Here is a 19,697-nt window from a genome sequence, read left to right as displayed (position 1 = left end):
CCCTCTTGCCTCTCGCAAGGTCCTGGGACTGCTTACCCGGCCGTCGTCGCGCGTCGACCGCGGTCGGGTCGTTCAGTGGTCCACCGCGGTGGTCACAGGTAGAGCCCGGTTCCGTGCTCCGTCCGCTCGGTAGCGGTCGCGTGCACGTCCCGCTCCCGCATGACGAGGTAGGTGTTGCCCTGCACCTCGACCTCGAACTGGTCCTCCGGGTTGAACAGCACGCGGTCACCGACCTTGACGTGCCGCACGTTCGTTCCGACCCCGAGCACGTCCCCCCAGGCCAGGCGCTTCGCCATCTGGGCGGTCGCCGGGATCACGATGCCGCCGCTGCTGCGACGTTCGCCGTCCTCCGGCGAGATCCGCACCATCACGCGGTCGTGCAGCATCTGGATCTCGAGCTTGACATCGGGCACCGGCAGAGTCTAGATGCCCTCGTCGAGGCCACCCATCATGAGGGGTAGCCGCCGGGGCCCGTCCGTTACCACGCGGATCGGGACGCCCCAGTCCTGGCGGGCCAGTTTGCACACCGGGTGCTCCACTTCCGGGTCGTCCGTGCAGCTCGCGGCCTGTGCGACGACGTGCAGGACGCCTTCGGTGAAACCCTCCGCGACGCGCAGGGTGCGGACCAGGTCCGTGCCGACGCCCGCGCCGGACTCCAGCAGCTCCGGCGGGGAGCTGGTGACCTCCAGGCGGGTGGACGGGCCGAACCGGTCGTCCAGCTTCTGGCCGGTCGGCGGGGTGAACACGACGGCCAGCTCGACCTCGCCCGGCGCGATGACCGACGGCGGCCGGCGCACCCGGTGGGCCTCGCCGCCGACCAGCCGCGCGCCGGGCGCGACGGGGCGTTCGAGGCGGTGCGCGGCGGAGGCGACGACGACCAGCTCGCCGTCGACCAGGACCGCGTCGGACGGCTCGGGGATGTCGGTGGCGAGGGTGGACACCTCGCCGGTCGCCGGGTCGTAGCGGCGGATCGCGCCGTTGTAGGTGTCGGAGATCGCGACCTGGCCGCCGGGCAGGACGGTCACGCCCAACGGGTGCTGGAGCAGCGCCTGGTCGGCCGGGCCGTCGCGGTGGCCGAAGTCGAACAGGCCCTTGCCGACGACGGTGTGGACGGTGCGGTCGGCGTCCAGCCGGCGCAGCGCCGAGGTCTCCGAGTCGACCAGCCAGAGCCGGTCGCCGTCGGCGGCGAGGCCGGAGGGCTGGGCGAAGAACGCCTCCGGCGCCGGGCCGTCGTGCAGCCCCTCGACGGTGGTGCCGGCGAGGCGCTCGACGCGGCGTTCCAGCGGCTTGAACAGGCCGAGCGTGTGGTTGCCCGCCATGGCGATGGCGACGCCGCCTGCCGGTTCCCACCAGGCGACGTCCCACGGGCTGGTGAGGTGGATCGCGTCGGCCGGGCCGTCGGTGTCGCCGTCGCGCCACTGCTCGCCCGTGCCCGCGACGGTGGTGACCTCGCCGGTGTCGAGGTCGACGCCGCGCAGCAGGTGGTTGACGGTGTCGGCGACGACCACGTGGTAGCCGACCCGGGCGGCGACGTCGTCGGGCAGGAGCGCGATGCCGGCGGGTTCGGAGAAGGTGGGCTCCAGGCCGTCGCGGCGTCCGCGCTCACCGGTGCCGATGCGCCGGATCACGGTCTCGCCGTCGGGTTCCAGCTCCACCAGGCCGTGGTGGGCCGAGTCGCTGACGAGCAGCGTGCCGCCGGCGGTGAGGACGGCCTTGGCGGGGAAGCGGAGCTCGGTCTCACGGGGCGGTGGGGCGACGTAGGGACCGTCGCCGCGGTGCAGGGTGCCCTTGGCGTCGTGCTCGGCGACGATCTCGGAGACGACCTGCCGCAGCGCGTCGAGGTGGCCCTCGCCGGCGGCGACGTGCACGACGTAGCCCTCGGGGTCGACCAGGACGAGCGTGGGCCACGCCTTCACCGCGTAGTTCTGCCAGGTCGTCAGCTCCGGGTCGTCGAGCACGGGGTGCGCGACCTCGTACCGCTCGACGGCCGCTTCGAGGGCCGCGGGCTCCGCCTCGTGGACGAACTTGGGCGAGTGCACGCCGATGGTGACCAGGACGTCGGAGAACTCGGCTTCGAGGGGGCGCAGCTCGTCGAGGACGTGCAGGCAGTTGATGCAGCAGAAGGACCAGAAGTCGAGCAGGACCACCTTGCCGCGCAGTTCCTTGAGCGCGATGTCCTGCCCGCCGGTGTTGAGCCACCCGCGGCCCACCAGCTCGGGGGCTCGGACACGGGCGCGGCGGCGTTGTGCGGTCGTCACGACCGGAGTCAACACGAGGTCCGGGGCCGGGTATTTCGGCGTCCACGAGCTGAGACGGTCGCGGACACGTTCGGCGGCCGGCCGAACGGGCTAGCGGTGACGCACCGTGCGCGGGCCCAGGACGGCGGCGTCCAGCGCTTCGACGCGGTGGCGGAGGGCCCGGTCGGCGGTGACGACCGTGCACGGGCGGTCCGGCGGGTTGGCCCTGACGACCTCCACGATCGTGTCGTCACCCGAGCCGGGGGCGGAGACGACGCGCACACCGGGGACCGAGTCGACGTGGCGGGCCTGGCCCTCCACCACCAGGACCACCTCCAACGGGCCCGGCAGGTCCGGCAGACCGCGTTCGGCCACGTCCACGAGGTGGTCGCGCAGGCGGGTCGCGGCACCGGCCCGGTCGCGCCACCAGCCGTCCGGGACGGAGCCGACGACGTTGGCCGCGTCGACGACCAGGAGCGGGGGCGTCATCGGGTCATGCTCTCAGCAAACCCTCAAGTAATCGCTGTACTCCAATGGCACGATGGAGTGGTCCATTGGGGGACAGACATGAACACGCAGGGGGACATAGTGATGATCAGGCACGCCCGCAGGACGACGGACGAGACCTGGAACGGCTCGGCCACGGCCAAGTAGCCGGACATGGGAAACCCCGCGGTGCTGCCAGGTCGGGGGTCCGACAGCACCGCGGGGTCATCTAAAACATCGATACACGATCGGGGACCGTTACACCCCCTACGGGGTGTGACACAGATCACTGTGTGAAGTGACGAAGCCCTGCCGCGCGGGAGGTGCGGCAGGGCTTCGTCGTTCCTTCGCCGGAACGCGGACGACGGGGCGCGCACCCGGTGTCGATCGGGTGGTCGTCACGCGCGCCGGAGGAAGACCCTCGTCAGCGGAGGGTGGTCCCCTGGGCCTGGGCGATCGCCATCAGCTCGTGACGCATGGCCGGGGTCGGGGCCATGTCGATCGCGCGGGCGACAGCCTTGCGGTTGCGAGCCTCGACACGACGAGCGCGGAGCTTCGCAGTGAAGTTCATCGGGGGTTCATCCCTCTCAAAGGTGTTCCTCGGTGGTGTGCCTCAAGTATGCACCCTGACGAGCCCGAAAGCACCCGATTATCCGGTGAGGTGCCGCACATACCGGCGAATCGTCGGCCGTAACGACGTAGGCCCCGACGATTCGCCTGAACGACACCTGAATGACCGGACGGCATCGGACCAACTCTCTAGCGTGCGCGCTAGATGACCTTAGGCAACCGAAGCACCCTGTAACCCCAGGTGGGAGCCCTGTCGGGCCCGTCAGTCCTCGCGACCGAGCAGGAACCGCCCGAAGTGCGGCACGGTGAACGCGATCTGCCCGCGCTCGGCCGAGTACACGAGCCCCTTCTTGATCAGGCTGTCCCGGGCGGGCGACAGCGACGACGGCTTGCGCCCCAGGTGCTCGGCCACCTGCGCGGTGTTCACGCCCGCGTCCTTGCCGTCGGTCAGCTCCGCCATCGACCGCAGGTACTCCCGCTCGGCCGGCGTCGCCCGCTCGTACCGCGACCCGAAGAACCCGACCGCCAGCTCGGCGTCCGCCTCCGGCGCGGCCACCGCCACGTCCGTCGCCGTGATCGGGTCGGCGGGCGCCGCGTCCCACGCCGCCTTGCCGTAGGCCTGGATGAAGTACGGGTAGCCGCCCGAGGCGTCGAACAGCGCGTCCAGCGCCTCCGGCTCGATGCCCGCCTCCTCGCGGTCCACCGGCGCCAGCACCGCGCGGTCGGCGTCCTCCCGCGTCAGCCGGTCGATCCGCACGTACCGGAACAGCCGCTCCGAGTAGGACTTCGACGCCGACAGCACGGCGGGCAGGTGCGGCAGGCCCGCGCCGACCACGACCAGCGGCGCACCCGACTGCGACAGCTCGTGGCACGCCGCGCACAGCGCCGAGATGTCGTCCGCCGGCACGTCCTGCATCTCGTCGATCAGCAGCGCGACCCCCGTGCCGACGTCCTGCGCCAGCTCGGCCACCTCGGTGAACAGCTCCACCAGGTCGATCTCGATGTCACCGGAGTCGGCCCGGCCGACCGCCGCGGGCACGTCGATGCCCGGCTGCCACCGGTCGCGCAGCTTCGCGTCCTCCGGGTTGGACCGCAGCGCGAACGCCTTGAGCACGCCGAGCACGGACTCCACGCGGTCCGGTGCGCGGTGCCGCACGGCCAGGTCGCGGATCGCCCGGTGCAGCGCGGCCGACAGCGGGCGGCGCAACCCGGCCTCGGGACGTGCCTCGATCTTCCCCGCGCCCCAACCGCGCTTCACCGCCATCGACCGCAGCTCGCCCAGCAGCACGGTCTTGCCCACGCCGCGCAGGCCGGTGAGCACGAGGCTGCGCTCCGGCCGGCCGCGCGCCACCCGTTCGAGCACGACCTCGAACGCGCGCAGCTCCTTGTCGCGCCCCGCCAGCTCGGGCGGCCGTTGGCCCGCGCCGGGGGCGAACGGGTTGCGCACCGGATCCATCCTCGGACGGTATCGAGGTGTCTACGGCCGATCCAATACTCGCGCCGTGTCGGCCCGTATCCGGTTGTCTAGTTTTGACGTTAGATAGCGCTATCGAGTGACATGGGCGGTAGCGTCGTGCCATGGCTGAGGTGGTGACGAAGGGCGTCGGCAAGGTCGAGCGGACCGCCGACCGCGCCGAGGTGAACGTGAGCTTCGAGACGACGGGCTCGACGCGCAACGAGGCGGTGGACGTGCTGACCGCGCGGGTCGCCGCGCTGGAGCCCGCGTTCCAGCGGCCGGGCGTCGAGGTGCGGTCGCGGCAGCTGGCCGTGCACGACAACTGGGACGGCAAGCGCCGCTCCGGCAGCCGTGCCGCGCAGAACTACGTGGTGCGGATCGACGACGTCGCGGGCCTCGACGACCTGTTGGGTGCGCTGGTGACGGCCGAGCCGACCTGGCTGAACGGACCGACGTGGCAGCTCAAGGACGACGCCGAGGCCGTCCACGAGGCGCAGCGCGAGGCCGTGCAGGACGCGCGCCGGCGTGCCCAGGGGTACGCGGAGGCGCTCGGCGCACGGCTCGGCCCGCTCCAGCGGCTGACCGACGGCGACGCCGAGGCCTGGACCACCGAGTCGCACCGCATGATGGCGGCCGGGTACGGCGGCGCACCCGGCGTGCCGCCGCAGGTGGACCAGCTCAACCTCGAAGCGCAGCAGATCGTCGTCACGGTCCGCTGCACGGCGTCGTGGACGCTCCTCGACTGACACCCACGCCCGCGCGCACCCCTTCGGCCGACGTCTGTCAGCCGACGCCCCCGCGTGTCCTGAGCGTTGAACTCAGGTGTCCTGAACGTAGGACTCTCGCGTCCTGGACGTAGGACTCTCGCGGTTCGGAGAGGGACACGGGGGGCGCGGGGGTCAGCTGCTCGACCTGGGCTCGGCCAGCTCGACCACGACGGAGCGGTTGCGCGCGGCGGCGGCCGGGATCAGGTCGCCGTCCCGGTCGACGTCCACGGCCAGCGGCGAGGTGAAGCCCGCGGCCATGACCTCGGTGAACGCCGCGCGGCTCACGCCCAGCTCCACCAGCGCCGCCACCACCCGCTCGCCGCGCCGCTGGGTCAGGTTGACCGCCACCTCCGCCGAGGCCGACGTGGCCGTGCGGGCGATGACCCGCGCGGTCGTGCGGCCGTCGAACTTCTCCGCCACCTCGCGCAGCACGTCGCGCGCGCCGGGGGCCAGCTCGTCGCTGCCCGCCTTGAACAGCACCGAGTTCGGCAGGTGCACCAGCGCGTCCTGGTGGACGACCTCGCCCAGGTCGACGGTCGGCACCTCGGCCCGGCCGATCGACGCGCCGCCGGGCACCGTCTCGGTGTCGTGCGTGCAGCTGTTCGCGCCGAACTTCTCGCAGATCCCCAGCCACAGCGCCACCAGGGCCTCCTGCGCGGCCGGCGGCAGCGGCTTCTGGTCGCCCGCCACCTGGCCGAGCCCGGAGAAGATCACGTCCTTGCCGGTCAGCTCGGGCAGGGCGTCGTCCGGCACCGAGGCCACCACGGACTTCACGTCGACGTCCAGCCCGAGCCGGGTCAGGTCGAGCGGGTCGGCGGTCTGCAGGCCGCTGCTGTGCAGCACGAGCACCGCGGGCCCCGGCGCGGTCGCCATGTCGGCCAGGACGGACAGCGGGTCGAGCTGCGGACGCGTGCCGCCGAGCTGGGACAGCTCACCGGTGAGCCGGTTCATGTTCTGCTCGAAGCCCAGCTCGCGCAGGTCGGCGTCGCTCTCCAGGTCGTTGCCGTCCCGGACGGTGAAGTCCTCGTCCGAGTACGCGCCGCCGGAGTCGTCACCCTGCCGGTACACGACGACGCGGGTCACGCCCCGGTCGACCGCGTCCGACAACCGGTCGACGACCGTCCGGGTGAGCGTGACCCGCGGCTCGTTGGACGACGCGGTGACCCCGATGCGCACGGTGGTGGCTTCGCGGGACGTCTCCCCGCAGGCAGCACAAGACGCCGCCACAAGCACGACTGCGGCGAAGAGCCGTGAGTGGTTCATGCATGGAGAACGGCATTAGGGCGGTTTGTGTTACCACTAACACCCGTTTGGAGTAACGAAGGCGTCATCGCTCCACGATCGCCGTAACACCTTGACCACCCGCTGCACAGATGGAGATGAGCCCGCGACCCGAGCCCTTCTCCGCGAGCAGCTTGGCCAGCGTGGCCACGATCCGCCCGCCGGTCGCGGCGAACGGGTGACCGGCGGCCAGCGACGAGCCGTTGACGTTCAACTTCGACCGGTCGATCGCGCCGAGCGGGGCGTCCAGCCCGAGCCTGCCCTTGCAGAAGTCCGCGTCCTCCCACGCCTTCAGCGTCGCCAGCACCTGCGAGGCGAACGCCTCGTGGATCTCGTAGTAGTCGAAGTCCTGCAACGACAGGCCGGCGCGCGCCAGCATCCGCGGCACCGCGTACGCGGGCGCCATCAGCAGGCCCTCGCCGCCGTGCACGTAGTCGACCGCGGCCGTCTCGGTGAACGTGAGGTGGGCCAGCACCGGCAGGTTCCGCTCCGCCGCCCACTCCTCGGACGCCAGCAGCACGGCCGACGCGCCGTCGCTGAGCGGCGTGGAGTTGCCCGCGGTCATGGTCGCGCCCTCGCCCCGGCCGAACACCGGCTTGAGCTTCGCCAGCTTCTCCGCCGACGAGTCCGGCCGCAGGTTCTGGTCGCGGACCAGCCCCAGGTACGGCGTGACCAGGTCGTCGAAGAAGCCCCGGTCGTACGCGGCGGCGAGGTTGCGGTGGCTGGCGGCGGCCAGCTCGTCCTGCTCCTCGCGCCCGATGCCCCACTCGCGGGCGGTGATCGCCGCGTGCTCACCCATGGACAGGCCGGTGCGCGGCTCGCCGTTGCGCGGGATGTCCGGCACCACGTGCCGGGGCCGCAGCTTCAGCGCCGCCCTGATCCTCGCGCCGGCGCTGCGGGCCCGGTTGAACTCCAGCAGCACGCCGCGCAGGTCCTCGTTCACGCCGATCGGCGCGTCGCTGGTGGTGTCCACGCCGCCCGCCACGCCGACCTCGATCTGACCGAGCGCGATCTTGTTCGCCACCGCGATGACGGCCTGGAGGCCGGTGCCGCACGCCTGCTGCACGTCGTACGCGGGCGTCTCGGCGGACAGCCTGCTGCCCAGCACGGCCTCGCGGACCAGGTTGAAGTCGCGGCTGTGCTTGAGCACCGCGCCCGCGACCACCTCACCGAGCCGTTCGCCCTGGAGGCCGAACCGGCTGACCAGGCCGTCCAGCGTGGCGGTGAGCATGTCCTGGTTCGACGCCGTCGCGTAGGGCCCGTTCGACCGGGCGAACGGGATGCGGTTGCCGCCGAGGATGGCTACTCGGGCCATGTCGTCCTCCAGGGTCGTGGGCGAGTCGTGGTCAATCTTACCTACTGATCAGTAGACTTACTACCGAGTAGGGAGTGTGATGTGCACATGGATCGATACCAGTCCTTCGCCAGGTCCGGCTTCGGTCGGTTCGTCGTGGGCAAGCTGGGTCTGCCCGACCCGTACCCGCTGCGGCGCCACTCGCCCGGACAACCGCCGCTGACCGGTCCCGTGCTGATCGGCGGTGCCGGTCGACTGGCCGAACCCGTCGCGGCGGCGGTGAAGTCCATGGGCCTGGAGGTCGCGCCCGGCCACGCCGACGCGTCGCCGGGCGAGCGGTACGGCGCGCTGGTGTTCGACGCCTCCGGCATCGACTCGGTCGAGCGGTTGCGCGAGCTGCACGGGTTCTTCCAGCCGGTGATCCGGTCCCTCGTGCCGTGCGGCCGGGTGGTAGTCCTCGGCACGCCGCCCGACCAGGCCGGGTCGCAGATCGCGCAGCGCGCGCTGGAGGGCTTCACGCGCAGCGTCGGCAAGGAGCTGAAGCGGGGCGGCACGGCCCAGCTGGTGTACGTCGCGCCGGGCGGCGAGGACGCGGTCGAGTCGACCGTGCGGTTCCTGCTGTCGGGCCGGTCGGCGTACGTGTCGGGGCAGGTCGTGCGCATCGGGCCGGCCGACGTGCCGGTGCCGGAGGACTGGAACCGGCCGCTGGCCGGGAAGGTCGCGCTGGTCACGGGCGCGTCGCGGGGCATCGGCGCGGCGATCTCCGACGTGCTGGGGCGCGACGGCGCGCACGTGGTGTGCCTCGACGTGCCCGCGCAGGGCGACGAGCTGTCCGCGGTGGCCAACCGGGTGGGCGGGTCCGCGCTCCAGCTCGACATCACCCGGCCGGACGCGCCCGCGCGGATCGTCGAGCACCTCGGCCGGCGGCACGGCGGCGTCGACGTCGTGGTGCACAACGCGGGCATCACCCGCGACCGCACCCTCGGGCGGATGGACGCGGACCGGTGGGACGCGGTGGTCGCGGTGAACCTGGCGTCGCAGGAACGGGTCAACGAGGCGTTGCTCGCCGCGGACGCGCTGCGGGACGGCGGGCGGATCATCGGCGTCTCGTCCATCGCGGGCATCGCCGGCAACGTCGGCCAGACCAACTACGCCACCACCAAGGCGGGCGTGATCGGCATGGTCGACTCCCTGTCGCGGCGGGTCGAGGGCCGGGCCACGGTGAACGCGGTCGCGCCGGGGTTCATCGAGACCCGGATGACCGCCGCCGTCCCGCTGTTCATCCGCGAGGCGGGTCGGCGGATGAACAGCATGTCGCAGGGCGGCCTGCCGGTGGACGTCGCCGAGACCATCGCCTGGTTCGCGCACCCGGCGTCGGCCGGGGTGAACGGCAACGTCGTGCGGGTGTGCGGCCAGAGCCTGCTGGGGGCGTGATGGCGAACCTGACCCTGCTCTACGCCAAGGCCGCGCTGACCGGGTTCACCCGGCGCGGCACCGAGCTGCCGGACTCGTCGCTGGACGCCGAGGTGACCGTCGACCCCGCGCACCTGGCCCGGTACGCCGGGGTGTGCGGGTTCGGCCTGCGCGACCAGCTCCCGATCACCTACCCGCACGTGCTCGGGTTCGGGTTGCAGCTCCGGCTGATGACCGGACCCGGGTTCCCGTTCCCGCTGCCCGGACTGGTGCACGTCGCCAACCGGATCAGGCAGCACCGGCCGTTGCTCGTGACCGAACCGCTGTCGCTGCACGTGGGCCTCGGCAACCTGCGGCCGCACGAGCGCGGGCGGCAGTTCGACGTGGTGACCACGGCGTCGGTGGACGGCGAAGAGGTCTGGGTCGATGTGTCGACTTATCTGCGCCGGGGCGGCGGGACGGTAGAGACCGGGACCGGGACCGCCGGGACCGATTCCGCGCGCGCCGACCCGCCCGCTCCGACGGCGCGGTGGCGGCTGCCCGGCGACCTCGGCCGGCGGTACGCCGACGCGTCCGGCGACCGCAACCCCATCCACCTGCACGCGTTGACCGCCAAGGCGTTCGGCTTCCCCCGCGCCATCGCGCACGGGATGTGGTCGAAGGCGCGGTGCGTGGCCGCGTTCGAGGGGCGGCTCCCGGACGCGTACGAGGTCGACGTGCGGTTCAAGGCCCCGATCCCGCTGCTCGGCGAGGTCGACTTCTCCTCCGCGCCCACCGGTGACGGGTGGCGGTTCGCGCTCTGGTCGCGCAAGCCGCACCTGGAGGGCGTGATCAGCGGCTGACGTTGTCGGCCAGCGTGCGCAGCAGGTCGCGCAGGTGCGCGGTCTGCTCGTCGCTGAGGTTCATCGCCTCGCCCATCACGGGCGGCACGTCCTTGGCGCGTTCGCGCAGCCCGTCGCCCGCCTCGGTCAGCACGAGCCGGACCGAGCGCTCGTCGTCGGGACGGCGTTCGCGGCGGATCAGGCCGGCCGCCTCCAACCGCTTGAGCAGCGGGGAGAGGGTGCCGTAGTCGAGCTGGAGCGCGGCGGCGACGTCCTTCACCGGGACCGGGCCGCGCTCCCACAGCACCAGCAGCACCAGGTACTGCGGGTAGGTCAGGCCCAGTTCGTCCAGCAGCGGCCGGTACCGCGCAGTGACGGCTCGCGAGGCCGCGTAGAGCGCGAAGCAGAGCTGGTCGTCCAGCTCCAGGCTGAAGTCCCGCATGCGGGTCGTCCCTCCACTTGTGAGAAAGACCACGATACACCTGCACCCATTTAGATTGTGCACGATGTAATCGCGGCCTATGTTTCGGGTGTCAGGACCGCACGACCCCCGAGGAGCCCGAGATGACTGTCCTGGAACCGGCCGCCGCCGAGTTCGCCGCCGCGACCGCCAACCCGCCGTACCTGTTCGACCTCGGCCCGGTCGAGGGCCGCGAGGCCGTGGACTCCGTGCAGTCCGGCGAGGTGTTCAAGCCCGAGGTCGACGAGGAGTGGGTGACCGTCGGGGAGGTGCCCGTCCGGGTCGTCCGGCCCGCGGGCGCCACCGGCCCGCTGCCCGTCGTCCTCTACGTCCACGGCGCGGGGTGGGTGTTCGGCAACGCCGGCACGCACGACCGGCTGGTCCGCGAGCTGGCCGTGGGCGTCGGCGCGGCCGTGGTGTTCCCCGACTACAGCCTCTCGCCCGAGGCGCACTACCCGGTCGCGCTGGAGGAGAGCTACGCCGTGGCGCGGTGGATCGTCACCGAGGGCGCCGCCCGCGGGCTCGACGCGTCGCGCCTGGCCGTGGCGGGCGACTCGGTCGGCGGCAACATGTCCGCCGCGCTGACGCTGCTGGCCAAGCAGCGCGGTGACGTGGTGTTCCGGCAGCAGGTGCTGTTCTACCCGGTGACGGACGCGTCGTTCGACACCCCGTCGTACCACGAGTTCGCGGAGGGCTACTTCCTGCGGCGTGACGCGATGCAGTGGTTCTGGGACCAGTACACGACGTCCGAGGCTCAGCGCGCGGAGATCACCGCGTCACCGCTGCGCGCCTCCCTCGAAGACCTCGCCGGCCTGCCGCCGGCCCTGGTGATCACCGCCGAGGCCGACGTGCTGCGCGACGAGGGCGAGGCCTACGCGAACAAGCTGCGCGAAGCCGGCGTGCCGGTGACCGCCGTGCGCTACCAGGGCGTCATCCACGACTTCGTGATGCTCAACGCCCTGCGCGAGACCCACGCCGCCGAAGCCGCGATCGGCCAGGCGGTGTCCGTGCTCAAGAACGCGCTGGCCTAAGCCCCTTCCGACCCTCCGGCGACGTGCTCGGACCTGCGCGACGGCGGGTGCCACACGTCGCCGGCCACCAGGTCCCCGAACCCCATCCACACCAGGTTCATCAGTCGGGCGGCAACGACGCCGGCCGGTTCCTGGGGGTTGTCCAACCACCAGTCGGCCAGCGACTCGCCCGCGCCGACCAGTGCCGCGGCCAGCGACTCGGCCTCCTTGTCGCCCGCCCGCGGCACGTTGCTGAAGTCCGACGAGTGCACCAGCAGCGCCGCCACCAGGCTGATCGCCCTACCGCGCATGTCGGCCAGCTCCTCGGCGAACGGCCCGCCCTGCGAGGACGCCTGCCGGTGCAGCACCTGCCAGCTCGCCCGGTTCTCGCCGACGAACCCGAAGAACGCCCGCAGACCGCTCCACAGCTGGACGTCCGGCGGCTCTTCGGCCTCGACGCCGCCCGCGATCGCCTCCATCATCCGGGTCGCCTCGCGGCGGATGCAGGTGGCGAACAGCTCTTCCTTCGAACCCAGGTAGGCGTACAGCATGGGTTTGGAGATGCCGGCGACCTCGGAGATCTCGTCCATGGACGCGGCGTGGAACCCCAAGCGCGAGAAGACGTCCACCGCGGCGTCCATGATCTGCCGTTCGCGCACCGCTCGTGGCAGCCTCTTGGCCCGACCCGAGCGGACCGGTTGCTCTGCGTGCATCGCACCCCCTGGATGGCTGGCACAGAGATTACTCCGAGCCCCTTGCCGCCCTACCTACTCGCCAGTAGATTTACCAATCAGTAGGTAGCGGAGGTGCCACATGACCATCGACCTCACCACCGAGGCGATCGCGAAGCTCAGCCCACCGGAGCTGATCTCAACGCTCAAGCAGGTCGATCCGGCCGATCCCGCGCTCAAGGGCGTCGACATCGACGTCATCGCGCGCGGCATCGACCCGAAGAAGCTCGGCCGGGACGAGTTCGCCGACCTGCTGGACGCGCTGGGCGCGCTGGCCGACGGCGGGGCCGACCTCGACCTGGCGAAGATGGACCCGCAGAACTTCGCGCGGATCATCTCGCGCGCGTCCAAGGAGCAGGTCGAGGCCGTGACGTCCCGGCCGGGGCTGCGCGAACGCGTGCTCGACGAGGTGTTCCGGCGCATGGAGGTGCACTTGCGCAGCGACCGCGCGGGCGCGACGCGTGCCGTCGTGCACTTCGGGCTGACCGGCGGGTCCGACGGCGACGACGTGTACGAGGTGATCATCGAGAACGCCGCGTGCACGATCAACAAGGGCGCGACCCGTGACCCCAGGGCCACTGTGACGTTGGGACCGGTGGAGTTCCTGAAGCTCGCGACCGGCAACGCGTCGGCGCCGGTGCTGTTCATGACCGGCAAGCTGAAGGTCAAGGGCGACCTCGGCTTCGCGGCCGGCTTCATGAGCCTGTTCAACATTCCGAAGGCGTGAGGGGACCATGGGCGGTTTTTCGCTGGAGCTCAACGAGGACCAGGTCGACCTGCGCGAGTGGGTGCACGGCTTCGCGAAGGACGTGATCCGGCCGGCGGCGGCGGAGTGGGACGAGCGCGAGGAGACGCCGTGGCCGGTGATCCAGGAGGCGGCGAAGATCGGCCTGTACGGGTTCGAGTCGCTGGCCACCTGGTTCGCGGACCCCATCGGGCTGTCGCTGCCGATCGCCACCGAGGAGCTGTTCTGGGGTGACGCCGGGATCGCGCTCGCGCTGATGGGCACCGGGTTGGCGGCGGCGGGCATCTTCGCCTCCGGTGAGCCGGAGCAGCTGGCCGAGTGGGTGCCCGAGTGCTTCGGCACCGAGGACGAGCCGAAGCTGGCGGCGTTCTGCGCGTCCGAACCGCAGGCCGGGTCGGACGTGGCGGGGTACCGGACGCGGGCCGTGTACGACGAGGCCACCGACGAGTGGGTGCTCAACGGGCAGAAGGCGTGGGCCACCAACGGCGGCATCGCCAACGTCCACGTCGTGACCGCGGTCGTGGACCCCGCCCTGGGCGCGCGGGGCCAGGCCGGTTTCGTCGTGCCTCCCGGCACGCCCGGCCTGTCGTCACCCGGGAAGATCAAGAAGCACGGGATGCGGGCGTCGCACACGGCGGACGTGTTCCTGGACGGCGTGCGCGTGCCCGGCCGGTGCCTGCTGGGCGGCAAGGAGCGGCTGGACGCGCGCCTGGCCCGTGCCCGCGAGGGGCAGAAGGCCGGTGGTCAGGCGGCGATGGCGACGTTCGAGACGACCCGCCCGACCGTCGGCGCGATGGCGGTGGGCGTCGCCCGTGCGGCGTACGAGTACTCGCTGGAGTACGCGAAGGACCGCGAGGCGTTCGGCCGGAAGATCATCGAGAACCAGTCCATCGCGTTCGACCTGGCGAACATGAAGATGGAGATCGACGCCGCCCGCCTGCTCGTCTGGCGTGCCGCCTGGATGGGCCGCAACAACGTCCCGTTCACCGCGGGCGAGGGGTCGATGTCCAAGCTCAAGGCGGGCGAGGTCTCGGTGTGGGCGACGGAGCGCGCGATCCACATCCTGGGCGGGGCGGGCTACACGCGCGAGCACCCGGTCGAGCGGATGCACCGCGACGCCAAGATCTTCACCATCTTCGAGGGGACGTCGGAGATCCAGCGGCTGGTGGTGGCCAGGGCCATTTCCGGCATGTACATCAAGTGAGTTGATCTTCCCAGGCCGCCCACGGGCCGCCTGGGAAGCGGGCGGGGTCTTCGGGACGCGGAAGACCCCGCCCTTCGCCACCCGCGGCCGATCGGGTCGGTGCGAGCGTCGAGCCGGATTCCCGGGGGTGGCTAGCGGCCCGCGTCGGCCAGCCACTTCCGCTCGGCCGTGGTGTCGGGGATCGGGGTTTCCCAGCCGTTGACCGTGGCGAGCAGGGACCAGTAGCGCTCGGCCCTCGGGTCGCCGAACTCGGTCAGGTGCCGGGCCAGCTCCGGGCCGACCGGCAGGCCCACGACCCCCGCCCACCGCTCGTTGACGCGCCGGACGATGTCCGCCGCCTCGGCGGACTTCGGCTCGACCCCCGCGTCCAGCGCCTCGCGGGCCTGGGCCATCGCGTACCGGAACGCCTCCATCTGCTCCGCCGAGGGCGCGGACATGTCGGTGCCCTCGGCCCTCATCTCCTCGTGCCGCACCGACATCCGCCGGATCGACGCCCGGAAGTCCGGGTCGCGCACCAGGTTCGCCAGCTCGACCCACGCCTCCAGCTGCTCCGGCGACGGGTCGTCCGGCAGCTCCACCCGGACCGACCTCATGTGCCGCACGAAGTCCGGGTCCATCTCCAGCCCGCCGAACACCTCGTCGAAGAAGTCGTCCAGGATCGCCTGCCGCTCCTCCTCCGACAGCCGCGCGAACTCGTGCACCATCTCCACCTCCCCGTTCCGCGCCACGACCCGCAGCACGGCCCGGCGCAACCGGAGCGTGCGCATCTGCGCGTCGATGGCTTCCGCGTGCGTCCGGGCCACCTCGGCCACGGACACCTCCCGCGCGAGCACCCGCTGCGCCGTGGGCAGGTCGACGCCCAGTTCACGCAGGGTCCGCACGAGCTTGAGCCGCGCCAACCCGTCGACGTCGTAGGTGCGGAAGCCGCCCGCCGTGCGCCCCGCCACGGGGATCACGCCGGTGTCGGAGTAGAACCGGATCGTCCTCGTGGACAGGCCGGTCAACCGCGCCAGGTCACCGATCGAGTAGTGCGTCACGGGATCACCCTGAACTTTCCAGCGACTGGAACTTCAACCGGTTTTACCGGCCTGCGACCACACCCGGACGCGGAAGGGCCGGCGCCCGAGGTGGACGCCGGCCCGTTGCCGCTCTGTCGATCAGTACGTCATCGCCACGCCGGGGTCGGCCAGCAGCGCGCCCACGTCCGCCAGGAACTGCGAACCCTGCTGGCCGTCGACCACGCGGTGGTCGAAGCTGAGCGCCAGCTGGCACACCTTGCGCGGCACGACCTGGCCGTCGACCACCCACGGCATGTCCCGGATCGCGCCCAGGGCCAGGATCGCGGACTCACCCGGGTTGATGATCGGGGTGCCCGTGTCGACGCCGAAGACGCCGACGTTGGTGATGGTGAACGTGCCGCCCATCATGTCCGCCGGTGACGTCTTGCCCTCGCGGGCGGTCGTGGCGAGCTCGTCCAGGGCCACGGCCAGCTCGCGCAGCGACATCCGGTCGGCGTCGCGGACCTTCGGCACCACCAGTCCGCGCGGCGTCGCGGCGGCGATGCCCAGGTGCACGTAGTCCTTGTAGACGATCTCGCCCGCCTGGGCGTCCCACGTCGCGTTGACGTCGGGCGTGCGGCGCGCGGCCAGGACCACGGCCTTGGCGGCGAACGCCAGCGGCGTGAGCTTGACGCCGCGGAACTCCGGCACGTTCTTCAGCCGGGCCCGCAGCTCCATCATCGGCGTCACGTCCACGGTCAGGAACTCCGTGACGTGCGGCGCCGTGAACGCGCTGTCCACCATCGCCTGCGCGGTCGCCTTGCGGACGCCCTTGATCGGGACGCGACGCTCCCGCGCACCGCCGGCCGCGGGGAACGGCGCGGTGGTCGGCGGGGTCGTCGGCGCGGGCGCGACGGCCTGCTCGACGTCCTCCCGCGTGATCACGCCGCCAGGGCCGGAGCCCGACAGCGCGTACAGGTCGACGCCCAGGTCCTTCGCCAGCTTGCGCACCGGCGGCTTGGCCAGCGGCACGTACCCGCCGGGGGGCGTCACCGGTTCCGGGACCACCGGAGCCGGAGCGGGAGCGACCACCGGGGCGGGAGCGACGACGGGAGCGACGGGAGCAGCAGGTACGACGGGCGCGGGAGCCGCGGCGACCGGGGCGTCCTTGCGCGGACGGCGCTTCGCCGCACCGGCACGGGGCCCGTAGCCGACCAGCGTGGCGATCCGGCCGCCCGGCATCTCCTCACCGATCTTGCCGTTCGACGCCGCCGGGGCGGGGGTGGCCGCCGGTGCGGGCGCGGCCGGGGCCGCACCGGACGGGTCCACGTCGATGGTGATGATCGGGACGCCGACCTCGACGGTCTGCCCGACCTCGGCCAGCAACTCGGTCACCACGCCGTCCCACGGGCACGGCAGCTCGACGGCCGCCTTGGCGGTCTCGATCTCCAGGATGATCTGGTTGACCTTCACCGCGTCACCCGGCTTGACGTGCCAGGTGAGGATCTCGGCCTCGGTCAGCCCCTCGGCGGTGTCGGGCAGGGGGAACTGCTTGAACTGCGGCACGACTCCCCCTACCAGGCCAGCGAGCGGTCGACGGCGTGCAGCACCCGGTCGAGGTCGGGGAGGAACTCCTCCTCGAGCTTCGACGGCGGGTACGGGGTGTCGAACCCGGTCACCCGCAGCACCGGCGCCTGCAGGGAGTAGAAGCACTCCTGCTGCACCTTGGCCGCGATCTCGCCGGCGATGGAGGACTCGCCGGGCGCCTCGCTCACCACGACCAGCCGGCCGGTGCGGCGCACCGACTCGTACACGGGCGCGAGGTCGAGCGGGGACAGCGTGCGCAGGTCGATGACCTCCAGCGAACGCCCCTCCTCCTCGGCCGCCGCGGCGGCGTCCAGCGACGTGCGCACCATCGGGCCGTACGACACGAGCGTGACGTCGTCGCCGGTGCGCAGCGTGCGCGAGGAGAACAGCGGTCCGGGCACGGCGGTCGTGTCGACCTGGCCCTTCTCGTAGTAGCGCCGCTTCGGCTCGAAGAACAGCACCGGGTCGTCGCAGTCGATCGCCTGCTGGATCATCCAGTAGGCGTCGGCCGGGTTCGAGCACGAGACGACCCGGAGGCCGGCGGTGTGCGCGAAGTACGACTCGGGCGACTCGGAGTGGTGCTCGACCGCGCCGATGCCGCCGCCGAACGGCACCCGGATCACCATGGGCACCTTGAGCCGGCCCTGGGTGCGGAAGTGCAGCTTGGCGACCTGGGACACGATCTGGTCGAAGCCGGGGAAGATGAACCCGTCGAACTGGATCTCGCACACCGGCCGGTAGCCGCGGATCGCGAGTCCGACGGCGGTGCCGATGATGCCCGACTCGGCCAGCGGGGTGTCCAGCACGCGCTGCTCGCCGAAGTCCTTCTGCAGGCCGTCGGTGATGCGGAAGACGCCGCCGAGCTTGCCGACGTCCTCACCCATCACGATGACCTTGGGGTTGGCCTCCATCGACGCGCGCAGGCCGTTGTTCAAGGCCTTGGCGATGGTCAGCGTCTGCACCGCGGTCGCGCCCTGGTCGCCCGTCGCGGGGCGGTCCATGGTCGGAGCAGCCATCAGTGCTCACCTCCCGCGAACCCGGTGTGGTAGACCAGGAACTCGTCGCGTTGCGCGTCCAGGACGGGGTTGCTCTCGGCGTAGACCTCGCTGAAGATCCGCCCGGCCGGCGGGTCGGGCAGGTTGACGCAGTAGTCCCGCAGCTCGACCGCGATCTGCTCGGCCTCGGCCTCGACGGACTCGAAGAACGCGTGGTCGGCCCACTGCTGCTTGACCAGGTGCACCTTGACCCGCTCGATCGGGTCCTTCAGCTTCCACAGCTCCAGCTCGTCGGACAGCCGGTAGCGGGACGGGTCGTCGGACGTGGTGTGCGCGTCCATCCGGTAGGTGAAGGCCTCGATCAGGATCGGGCCGTTGCCCTGGCGGCACTCCTCCAGCGCCCAGCGGGTGACCGCGAGGGTGGCCAGCACGTCGTTGCCGTCGACCCGGATGCCGGGGAAGCCGTAGCCGCGGGCCCGCTGGTAGAGGGGCAGGCGGGACTGGCGCTCGGTCGGCTCGGAGATGGCCCACTGGTTGTTCTGGCAGAAGAACACCAGCGGCGCGTCGTAGACCGCGGCCCACACGAAGCCCTCGTGCACGTCGCCCTGGCTGGTCGCGCCGTCGCCGAAGAAGCAGATCGTCGCCTCGCCGTCGGCGTCACCGACCTTGCCGTCGAACTTCTGCCCCATGGCGTACCCGGCGGCGTTGAGCACCTGGTTGCCGATGACGATCGTGTACGGGTGGAAGCGGTGCTCGACCGGGTCCCAGGTGCCCATGTCCGTGCCGCGGAAGATGCCGAGCAGGTCGGTGGGCTTGATGCCCCGCGTCCACGCGATGCCGTGCTCGCGGTAGCTGGGGAACGCCATGTCCTCCGGGCGCAGGGCCCGGCCGGCGCCGATCTGCGCGGCCTCCTGGCCGAGCAGCGGCACCCAGATGCCCAGCTCGCCCTTGCGCTGCAGCGCGTTGGCCTCGCGGTCGACCCGGCGGACCAGGACCATGTCGCGGTACAGCCCGCGCAGCTCCTCGCCGGTGATGTCGATGTCGAAGTCCGGGTGCTGGACGCGCTCACCTTCGGGGGTGAGCAGCTGCACCAGGTCGGCGCCGCCCTCGTCTGTCGCTCGCAAGCCTGCGATCACCTGTTCCGCTGTCGGTGTGGCAGCAGTGGCCGGCGCGGCATCCGGCCCTGGGTGCGTCCATTCTTCGGGGGACGACATGCGCCTTGTCTCCTCGTCTACGAGGCCGCCCGGTCGCTTGTGGCGACCCAGCGCGGCTGCACCGCCAGTCGCCGTCGTCCCCGGGGTGTGGGGGTCTGGCAACCGTCGGCGCTGACGGTGTTCTCATCCACATCCTGACATGGCGTCACCCGTCATGGTGAGCCCCATCCCAGTTCGTAATCTCCGGCGCAACGTTCTGACGTGCGGCAACGGTTGGACGGCCAATCTTCGGCAGTCCGAGTAGAGCGCCCGGATGTCGAACACCCTTGTCCCGGTTACCGATCGTTAACCACCGTCGGTAGGGTTCCCGGCACGGGCGGTGGACCAAACGGCCCACGTCGGCACCGTGCCTTTGGATGGACTACCGACCATCGGCCGGACTGCCCATTTCCACGAAGCGAAACCTGGTAGCGCGCACCCGGACGCGC

General features: G+C 71.7%; 19 protein-coding genes. 6 read left to right on the top strand and 13 right to left on the bottom strand.

The annotated features are described in order from the left end of the window. Positions 1–92 precede the first annotated feature (92 nt). The 5 genes from AB0G02_RS01860 to AB0G02_RS01840 form a co-directional block, all read right to left on the bottom strand. Positions 93–386 carry a co-chaperone GroES gene (locus AB0G02_RS01860; protein ID WP_360787835.1) on the bottom strand — a complete coding sequence of 98 codons (294 nt, stop codon included), beginning with the start codon at positions 384–386 and terminating at the stop codon, positions 93–95. Between the two features lie 36 nt (positions 387–422). Next, positions 423–2,258, bottom strand: a complete 1,836-nt coding sequence (locus AB0G02_RS01855) for an NHL domain-containing thioredoxin family protein (protein WP_360787807.1) — start codon at positions 2,256–2,258, stop codon at positions 423–425. Positions 2,259–2,348: 90 nt separating this feature from the next. Next, positions 2,349–2,726, bottom strand: a complete 378-nt coding sequence (locus AB0G02_RS01850) for an NTP pyrophosphohydrolase (protein ID WP_360787804.1) — start codon at positions 2,724–2,726, stop codon at positions 2,349–2,351. 421 nt (positions 2,727–3,147) lie between these two features. Beyond that, positions 3,148–3,294, bottom strand: a complete 147-nt coding sequence (locus AB0G02_RS01845; protein WP_170185182.1) for a hypothetical protein — start codon at positions 3,292–3,294, stop codon at positions 3,148–3,150. A 261-nt stretch (positions 3,295–3,555) separates the two neighbouring features. Then, positions 3,556–4,749 carry an ATP-binding protein gene (locus AB0G02_RS01840; protein ID WP_360787801.1) on the bottom strand — a complete coding sequence of 398 codons (1,194 nt, stop codon included), beginning with the start codon at positions 4,747–4,749 and terminating at the stop codon, positions 3,556–3,558. Positions 4,750–4,871: 122 nt separating this feature from the next. Between AB0G02_RS01840 and AB0G02_RS01835 the strand changes: the two genes are divergently transcribed. Then, positions 4,872–5,495, top strand: coding sequence for an SIMPL domain-containing protein (locus AB0G02_RS01835; protein ID WP_360787798.1), 624 nt, complete (start codon positions 4,872–4,874; stop codon positions 5,493–5,495). Positions 5,496–5,648: 153 nt separating this feature from the next. Here the strand turns inward: AB0G02_RS01835 and AB0G02_RS01830 are convergent, their stop codons facing one another. Next, on the bottom strand, positions 5,649–6,692 hold the full coding sequence (locus AB0G02_RS01830) for an OmpA family protein (protein WP_360787796.1): 1,044 nt from the start codon (positions 6,690–6,692) through the stop codon (positions 5,649–5,651). A 151-nt stretch (positions 6,693–6,843) separates the two neighbouring features. Further along, on the bottom strand, positions 6,844–8,112 hold the full coding sequence (locus AB0G02_RS01825) for an acetyl-CoA C-acetyltransferase (protein WP_360787793.1): 1,269 nt from the start codon (positions 8,110–8,112) through the stop codon (positions 6,844–6,846). An 87-nt stretch (positions 8,113–8,199) separates the two neighbouring features. On the opposite strand from AB0G02_RS01825, the gene AB0G02_RS01820 reads away from it, so the two are divergent. Continuing rightward, positions 8,200–9,525 carry a 3-oxoacyl-ACP reductase gene (locus tag AB0G02_RS01820; RefSeq protein WP_360787790.1) on the top strand — a complete coding sequence of 442 codons (1,326 nt, stop codon included), beginning with the start codon at positions 8,200–8,202 and terminating at the stop codon, positions 9,523–9,525. Further along, positions 9,525–10,346, top strand: coding sequence for a MaoC/PaaZ C-terminal domain-containing protein (locus AB0G02_RS01815; protein WP_360787787.1), 822 nt, complete (start codon positions 9,525–9,527; stop codon positions 10,344–10,346). Before AB0G02_RS01820 ends, AB0G02_RS01815 begins: the two co-directional genes overlap by 1 nt. Here AB0G02_RS01815 and AB0G02_RS01810 read toward each other — a convergent pair. After that, a complete protein-coding gene (locus tag AB0G02_RS01810) occupies positions 10,336–10,767 on the bottom strand; it encodes a MarR family transcriptional regulator (RefSeq protein WP_360787784.1) in 432 nt (143 codons plus the stop codon). The genes AB0G02_RS01815 and AB0G02_RS01810 overlap by 11 nt on opposite strands. A 122-nt stretch (positions 10,768–10,889) precedes the next feature. Here AB0G02_RS01810 and AB0G02_RS01805 point away from each other — a divergent pair, with 122 nt between their 5' ends. Next, positions 10,890–11,816, top strand: a complete 927-nt coding sequence (locus tag AB0G02_RS01805; protein ID WP_360787781.1) for an alpha/beta hydrolase — start codon at positions 10,890–10,892, stop codon at positions 11,814–11,816. Here the strand turns inward: AB0G02_RS01805 and AB0G02_RS01800 are convergent. Continuing rightward, a complete protein-coding gene (locus AB0G02_RS01800; RefSeq protein ID WP_360787779.1) occupies positions 11,813–12,508 on the bottom strand; it encodes a TetR/AcrR family transcriptional regulator in 696 nt (231 codons plus the stop codon). The genes AB0G02_RS01805 and AB0G02_RS01800 overlap by 4 nt on opposite strands. Positions 12,509–12,608: 100 nt before the next feature. Between AB0G02_RS01800 and AB0G02_RS01795 the strand changes: the two genes are divergently transcribed. Together AB0G02_RS01795 and AB0G02_RS01790 are read left to right on the top strand one after the other, a co-directional pair. Next, complete coding sequence (locus AB0G02_RS01795; protein WP_360787776.1) at positions 12,609–13,253, top strand: SCP2 sterol-binding domain-containing protein; 645 nt, start codon at positions 12,609–12,611, stop codon at positions 13,251–13,253. Between the two features lie 7 nt (positions 13,254–13,260). Further along, complete coding sequence (locus tag AB0G02_RS01790; protein ID WP_360787773.1) at positions 13,261–14,475, top strand: acyl-CoA dehydrogenase family protein; 1,215 nt, start codon at positions 13,261–13,263, stop codon at positions 14,473–14,475. A gap of 131 nt (positions 14,476–14,606) precedes the next feature. Here the strand turns inward: AB0G02_RS01790 and AB0G02_RS01785 are convergent, their stop codons facing one another. The 4 genes from AB0G02_RS01785 to pdhA all read right to left on the bottom strand — a co-directional run bounded on the left by AB0G02_RS01785 (position 14,607) and on the right by pdhA (position 19,269). Further along, positions 14,607–15,512 carry a MerR family transcriptional regulator gene (locus AB0G02_RS01785; RefSeq protein ID WP_360787771.1) on the bottom strand — a complete coding sequence of 302 codons (906 nt, stop codon included), beginning with the start codon at positions 15,510–15,512 and terminating at the stop codon, positions 14,607–14,609. 120 nt (positions 15,513–15,632) lie between these two features. Beyond that, entirely contained in the window at positions 15,633–17,039 is a 1,407-nt protein-coding gene (locus AB0G02_RS01780) for a dihydrolipoamide acetyltransferase family protein (RefSeq protein ID WP_360787768.1), read from the bottom strand. Positions 17,040–17,047: 8 nt separating this feature from the next. Further along, on the bottom strand, positions 17,048–18,076 hold the full coding sequence (locus tag AB0G02_RS01775; protein WP_360787765.1) for an alpha-ketoacid dehydrogenase subunit beta: 1,029 nt from the start codon (positions 18,074–18,076) through the stop codon (positions 17,048–17,050). Then, entirely contained in the window at positions 18,076–19,269 is a 1,194-nt protein-coding gene (pdhA, locus tag AB0G02_RS01770; protein ID WP_360787763.1) for a pyruvate dehydrogenase (acetyl-transferring) E1 component subunit alpha, read from the bottom strand. The genes AB0G02_RS01775 and pdhA overlap by 1 nt, the downstream gene beginning before the upstream one ends. Between the last annotated feature and the right edge of the window lie 428 nt (positions 19,270–19,697).

The sequence above is a fragment of the Actinosynnema sp. NPDC023658 genome (assembly GCF_040639995.1).
Lineage (GTDB): Bacteria > Actinomycetota > Actinomycetes > Mycobacteriales > Pseudonocardiaceae > Actinosynnema.
Note: the sequence above shows the minus strand (reverse complement) of the source record. Positions and strands in the feature narration are given on the sequence as shown.

Bases quoted from the DNA above. Each gene is read 5' to 3' on its own strand.
- AB0G02_RS01860 (WP_360787835.1), bottom strand. From the start codon at position 386: ATGCTGCACGACCGCGTGATGGTGCGGATCTCGCCGGAGGACGGCGAA.
- AB0G02_RS01850 (WP_360787804.1), bottom strand. From the start codon at position 2,726: ATGACGCCCCCGCTCCTGGTCGTCGACGCGGCCAACGTCGTCGGCTCC.
- AB0G02_RS01845 (WP_170185182.1), bottom strand. From the start codon at position 3,294: ATGAACTTCACTGCGAAGCTCCGCGCTCGTCGTGTCGAGGCTCGCAAC.
- AB0G02_RS01840 (WP_360787801.1), bottom strand. From the start codon at position 4,749: ATGGATCCGGTGCGCAACCCGTTCGCCCCCGGCGCGGGCCAACGGCCG.
- AB0G02_RS01835 (WP_360787798.1), top strand. From the start codon at position 4,872: ATGGCTGAGGTGGTGACGAAGGGCGTCGGCAAGGTCGAGCGGACCGCC.
- AB0G02_RS01825 (WP_360787793.1), bottom strand. From the start codon at position 8,112: ATGGCCCGAGTAGCCATCCTCGGCGGCAACCGCATCCCGTTCGCCCGG.
- AB0G02_RS01820 (WP_360787790.1), top strand. From the start codon at position 8,200: ATGGATCGATACCAGTCCTTCGCCAGGTCCGGCTTCGGTCGGTTCGTC.
- AB0G02_RS01815 (WP_360787787.1), top strand. From the start codon at position 9,525: ATGGCGAACCTGACCCTGCTCTACGCCAAGGCCGCGCTGACCGGGTTC.
- AB0G02_RS01810 (WP_360787784.1), bottom strand. From the start codon at position 10,767: ATGCGGGACTTCAGCCTGGAGCTGGACGACCAGCTCTGCTTCGCGCTC.
- AB0G02_RS01805 (WP_360787781.1), top strand. From the start codon at position 10,890: ATGACTGTCCTGGAACCGGCCGCCGCCGAGTTCGCCGCCGCGACCGCC.
- AB0G02_RS01800 (WP_360787779.1), bottom strand. From the start codon at position 12,508: ATGCACGCAGAGCAACCGGTCCGCTCGGGTCGGGCCAAGAGGCTGCCA.
- AB0G02_RS01795 (WP_360787776.1), top strand. From the start codon at position 12,609: ATGACCATCGACCTCACCACCGAGGCGATCGCGAAGCTCAGCCCACCG.
- AB0G02_RS01790 (WP_360787773.1), top strand. From the start codon at position 13,261: ATGGGCGGTTTTTCGCTGGAGCTCAACGAGGACCAGGTCGACCTGCGC.
- AB0G02_RS01775 (WP_360787765.1), bottom strand. From the start codon at position 18,076: ATGGCTGCTCCGACCATGGACCGCCCCGCGACGGGCGACCAGGGCGCG.
- pdhA (WP_360787763.1), bottom strand. From the start codon at position 19,269: ATGTCGTCCCCCGAAGAATGGACGCACCCAGGGCCGGATGCCGCGCCG.